Here is a 2,244-nt window from a genome sequence, read left to right as displayed (position 1 = left end):
AGACAGTAGTATAAAAATTTGTCAAGAATTTTCGGATCATCGAATTAAGATTATTCATCAAACTAATCGGGGACTTGCTGGAGCGCGAAATACAGGAATTCGCCATGCCAAAGGAGATTATTTAGCCTTTTTAGATGGGGATGACTTGTGGTTGCCTCAGAAACTGGAAAGACATATTGAACACTTAGAAAAATTTCCAGAGGTAGGGGTTAGTTTTTGCCGTTCTGCATTGATTGATGAATCGGGAAATTTATTGAACACTTATCTAATGCCTAAGTTAAAGAACATTACCCGATCAGATTTATTCCGGTCTAGTCCTATTGGTAATGGTTCAGCTCCGGTAATTCGACGGGAAGTCTTTGAAGCTATTAGGTATCAAGATAACCTTTACGGCACTACAGAAGATTTTTACTTTGATGAAAACTTCCGCCGCGCTGAAGATATTGAATGTTGGCTACGTATTGCGATTCAGACAGACTGGAAAATTGAGGGAATCCCTGAAGCACTAACCCTATATCGAGTGAATTCAGCCAGTCTTTCAGCGAACTTAGTCAAACAGTTAGATTCCTGGAAACAAGTACTAGCAAAAACTCGCTCCTACGCTCCTGACTTGATTGAGAAGTGGGGAAATTTAGCCCTGGCCTATCGATTGCGAAACTTTGCTCGTAGTGCAGTACGTCTCAAAGATGGACCAATGTCTGTCAAACTAATTAATGGTGCTTTGGCAACTTACTGGCGTCTTCTCTTGGAAGAACCAAGCCGTACCCTTCGGACTTTGGCTGCTGCCTATTTACTTTTGCTGTTGCCTAAGCCCCTATATTCCTACCTCGAAGTTCTGGCTGTCAAAGTAGTGGGAATGATCCAAAGACGTCAGATTTTACAAGACAAACTTGGACAATAATTGTCTTAGTCATTCAATATAAGATAAGATGGATTATAAAATGAAAAAAGTTTCCGTCATCACTCCAGTCTACAACGTTGAGAAGTATATTGCTGCTACAGTACAGTCAGTTTTGGATCAAACTTACCAAAGTTTTGAATATTTGCTGATTGATGATGGTTCTCCTGACCAAAGTGTAGAGATTTGCCAGCAGTTCCTAGACCCCAGAATCAAAATTATTCGTCAGGAAAATCAGGGAGCTAATGCAGCAAGGAATGAAGGTATCCGCCAAGCCCAGGGAGAGTATTTAGCATTTTTAGATGGCGATGACCTATGGTTGCCTGAAAAGCTAGAAAAACATATTGAACATTTGGAAAACAATCCCAATTTGGGGATTAGCTTTAGCTGTTCTGGGTTTATCGATGAAGCAGGAAATTCCCTAGGAATCTATCAACTACCCAAGCTAAAGGACATCACCATGGGTGACATCATTTGCCGTAATCCTATTAGTAATGGCTCCTGTGCTGTGTTCCGCAAGGAGGTATTTGAAGCTATTAAGTACCAAGAGACTATTGACGGAAAGACCAAAGACCTTTATTGGGATGAGGGATTGCAAGGGTCACAGGATTTGGATTGTTGGTTTCGCATTGCTATCCAAACCAATTGGCACCTGGAAGGCATTCCTGACTCTTTGACTCTATACCGAGTAAATTCTGGTGGTATATCAGCTAACTTGTTCAAAAAACAAAGGTCTTGGGAACAGGTAATTGAGAAGACTCGTTCCTATGCTCCTGAGGTGGTGGTTGAGTGGGAAAACCGCGCCCGTGCTTACCATTCGAGGTATCTAGCTCGTCGGGCAGTTACCTTGAGAGATGGTGCCATGGCTGTCCAATTCTTCAACGAAGCTCTGGGGAGCTACTGGCAGATGCTCTGGGAAGAACCACGTCGTACGGTGTTAACTGGGGCTGCGGCCTATTTGCTCTGGCTTATACCTGAGAATCTTTACAAGCATATAGAAGCTTTAGCTTTAAAAACCACAGGGTCTTCACAAAAGCGCCGGATTTCTCAAGCAATCAGAGGTACATGAAATTTCATCTATTAGCAAATAGGTAAAGCTCTGCTACCAATGCATGCTGGTTAATGGGTAATGGATAATGCCTCTGTCAATCATCCATTACCCATTAACTATCTGTAGCATCTACAGGACTTACGCGGTGAAGTTTATTTCGCCCCCCTATCCCCCCAATTCTGATACCGCTGGCGAACTTAATATTTGTTTACAAAATAGTGAGCAGATGTGGAAAATATCCTTTGTTTGTCGTTGGTGTGGAACTATAAGTTGAAACAATTGTATTAGTTGTCAA

2 protein-coding genes are annotated in these 2,244 nt (G+C 41.9%); both read left to right on the top strand.

Translation table 11 applies throughout. The features are described from left to right. Positions 1–901, top strand: a 901-nt coding sequence (locus F6K53_RS37820; protein WP_293084835.1) for a glycosyltransferase family 2 protein, incomplete at its 5' end; no start/stop codon positions are given. Positions 902–941: 40 nt separating this feature from the next. Further along, positions 942–1,967 carry a glycosyltransferase family 2 protein gene (locus F6K53_RS37815; RefSeq protein ID WP_075905602.1) on the top strand — a complete coding sequence of 342 codons (1,026 nt, stop codon included), beginning with the start codon at positions 942–944 and terminating at the stop codon, positions 1,965–1,967. Positions 1,968–2,244 lie beyond the last annotated feature (277 nt).

This window comes from Moorena sp. SIO4A1, from assembly GCF_010672065.1.
Lineage (GTDB): Bacteria > Cyanobacteriota > Cyanobacteriia > Cyanobacteriales > Coleofasciculaceae > Moorena.
This window is presented reverse-complemented; position numbering and strand designations above follow the sequence as displayed.

Coding starts and splice junctions, on each gene's coding strand:
- F6K53_RS37815 (WP_075905602.1), top strand. CDS start 942: ATGAAAAAAGTTTCCGTCATCACTCCAGTCTACAACGTTGAGAAGTAT.